The sequence below is a fragment of the Streptococcus sp. LYSM12 genome, from assembly GCF_004569635.1.
Taxonomy (GTDB): Bacteria; Bacillota; Bacilli; order Lactobacillales; family Streptococcaceae; genus Streptococcus.
On sequence record NZ_SPOZ01000055.1, the window covers coordinates 1 to 2,811 of the forward strand.

Sequence of the window (2,811 nt, forward strand, 5' to 3'; positions counted from 1 at the left end):
AAAAAGCGCACAGGTTGCTTTTTTGCTGTGACCAGCAGTTACGTATTCTAATACTCGGTTCCTAAAATCTAAATCATATGCCATATAACTACTATACCATATACTGTTTATAAACTAAAGGAGTATACCACCTGACTGAAGAATGTTATGGATACGGTTGGTTTCTCGATTGCGACTTTCCACATAATGTTTACGTTGTCTGGTCAACTCCCTCAATTCTTGAATGGTTTCATCGGGAACGAAACTCCGAGGAAGCAGACCAATCCGTGTTAATTTAGCAATCCAGTGAGCGTCTTTCTTGTCGGTTTTCTGACCTGGAATAGCTTTCATGTGGGCTGGTTGAGCGAGTATCAACTTGAAGTCATCACATAGAGCGTGCCAGACAGGTCGCCAGTAAACACCTGTGCTTTCCATACCAACGGCTTCTACATGAAATTGACTAAGAAAATCGTGGCAAGCGCGTAGTCCTCTAGTTGTCGTATCAAAGGTAGCCATCTCACGCTTTGGACGAGTTGAGGTGAGTGGTCCGTGTAGGATACAGACAACAATATTGGCTTGATGGACATCAATACCTGCACAAGAGTGATAGAGAACATCCATGACAATTCCCTCCTTATAAAAATATGAGAGCTTATCTACCGAATTTTAGTCGTATTTTTATACTCATGCCTATTGCATATTTTGGGGTGCTCGTCAGTAGAGTGGATTAGTTTTGCCCTCGATGACTAGCATCATTAAAGTGTCAACCACAAAGCCCTCACTAAGATTATACACCTAATGAGGGCTATTGTTCGTTTTCATGATTCTGTGGGTGAGGGCGGAGCCATCATGGATGTCTTGTCCAGCTTTAAGTTGCTTGAGGATTTGTTGATGAGTTATTTTCCTAGACATATAGTGGGGATATCAGTTAAATGCTACAACAATTTATAGAAGAGAAATCTTGAAATCGCTTGGTTTCAAGTTTTTTTATTTTGAAATGTTTTAGGATTAGCTGGCAACAATAATAGAAAATAGAATCACTATTTTTGCATCCTCTTGTTGTCAAATCGTTAAAAGTTTTTGTAGTCTGTCATCTTAAACGGGTGGTTGAAAGCAAGATACTATAAAATTACTATAAGCTTAAAGAATACTTAAATTGCGGATAATTTTATGGTAAAATAAAAGTAGTATAAGGAGAAGATAGTGAAGAAATTTAGAAAATTATATGGACTATTGCTTTTGGGATTGTTGTTTGTATCCATCTTATATGGAATAGAACAATTAACACAGTCTGAGATGACCCAATTAGAATCGGAACAGTTAGAGCGATATTTTTATAAACATCCAGATGTCTATGCTTGGGTGAGGATTGATGGGACTCGGATTGACTACCCTATCGTCCAACATCCCACAGATGACAGCTACTATTTATCCCATGACCTAGATGGTGCGGAGACTTACTACGGAGCTATCTTTACGGAGCTGGTCAACACTAAATCTTTTGATGACCCAGTCACGATTATCTATGGTCATGCCATAACTGATGAGTCTATGTTTGGGTCATTGGATTATTTTGCAGACCAGCAGTTTTTTAAAGACCATACTCAGATTACGATTGATACCTTAAATTATCGCTATGAATATGAAATAGTGGCTGCACACCCTTATTTGGATGACCACCTTTTTCATAGTTTTCAGTTAGGAACAAGAGAGGGCTTGAAAGCCTACCTTGATACCCTAAAGGAAAGAGTAGAGACCTATGGTGGCGCTTATCGTCATCTGTCTATAGATAGCGAAAGTGATAGGGTGCTCATTTTATCCACCTGTGATGCCGTTAGTGATGCCTATCGCTATGTGGTCACTGCTAAGTTGATAACTGTTACAGAAAGGACAGATATATGATACACAAATGGACGTTTTCCAGATTTTGGAGGCTATCTCTAGGTCTATTGCTCTTAGGAATTGGTCAGAGACTGATGTATACGGGAGCGGTTTCGCCCTGGGCGAGGGATAGGGGCTTGCCCGTCCTTCTGCCTGTGATAAGCCTAGTCGCCCTTGTCTTAGGGATAGCGTTACTCATTCCTTTGATTGTTTGGTTTTACAAACGTCATCGGTCTGATAAGCGATTGCCAAAGCTTATCTTAGCCTATCTTCTAAGTGCCCTTATTGCAGGTTTCATTATTGGTGGAGTCGGTCAACTTTTGTATGACCATACCAGTTTTGCTTACGATGCTGTGCGAACAGGTGTTTGGACAATGAGTACCATCGTTCAAAGTATTCTTAAGTTAATCTTATGCTTTGGTCTAGTCAGTATTCATAAAAACTTACCCATTAGACAAAGAAGAAGTCATCTCTGGTTGCCATTAGTAGGAGTGATATTCGTGTCTATTGGTCTGTTTCTTCTCAACTATTGGCTACCGACGGTCGGTTCAATCCTTGTGTCACTCACTGATGCAATTGTACTGATTGCCACCTTGTATTATTTTATTTACCTCGTAAAGGAGACGTCCGATGAAACGACTTCATAAGTTAATGAACGCCCTTTTGTTACTGGTCCTGCTTGTTTCTAATAGCCCCATTATGTATGCGGAGGAAATCGGTCAGGCCATTGAACAATCTCAAGCAGAACAAGCCTATCAAGAAGCACTGGAAGAAGCCAAGAGCCAGACTGTTGGCTCTGAGAATGTCAATAAGGAAACGGCTGGTGCCTCTAGTGCAACACCCGAATCTTCCAAAGATGAGGGCGATGCCATCCAACAACCCAAGGTTGTGACAGAAGAGAGTGATGCGGAAGTAGAACTCAAACAGAAATATGGAGAACCTGTTGCGGTC

3 protein-coding genes and 1 pseudogene are annotated in these 2,811 nt (G+C 40.7%); 3 read left to right on the forward strand and 1 reads right to left on the reverse strand.

The genetic code is table 11. The features are described 5' to 3' along the window. Positions 1-123: 123 nt before the first annotated feature. Positions 124-600: pseudogene (locus E4T79_RS10625) on the reverse strand (transposase); the annotation flags it as partial. Between the two features lie 582 nt (positions 601-1,182). On the opposite strand from E4T79_RS10625, the gene E4T79_RS10630 reads away from it, so the two are divergent. The 3 genes from E4T79_RS10630 to E4T79_RS10640 all read left to right on the forward strand — a co-directional run. Continuing rightward, positions 1,183-1,881: a class B sortase gene (locus tag E4T79_RS10630; protein WP_245168102.1), complete on the forward strand. Its 699-nt coding sequence runs from the start codon at positions 1,183-1,185 to the stop codon at positions 1,879-1,881. A gap of 182 nt (positions 1,882-2,063) precedes the next feature. Further along, on the forward strand, positions 2,064-2,507 hold the full coding sequence (locus tag E4T79_RS10635) for a hypothetical protein (protein ID WP_245168104.1): 444 nt from the start codon (positions 2,064-2,066) through the stop codon (positions 2,505-2,507). Continuing rightward, on the forward strand, positions 2,491-2,811 hold a 321-nt coding region (locus tag E4T79_RS10640; protein ID WP_135030100.1), incomplete at its 3' end, for a hypothetical protein. The genes E4T79_RS10635 and E4T79_RS10640, both read left to right, overlap by 17 nt.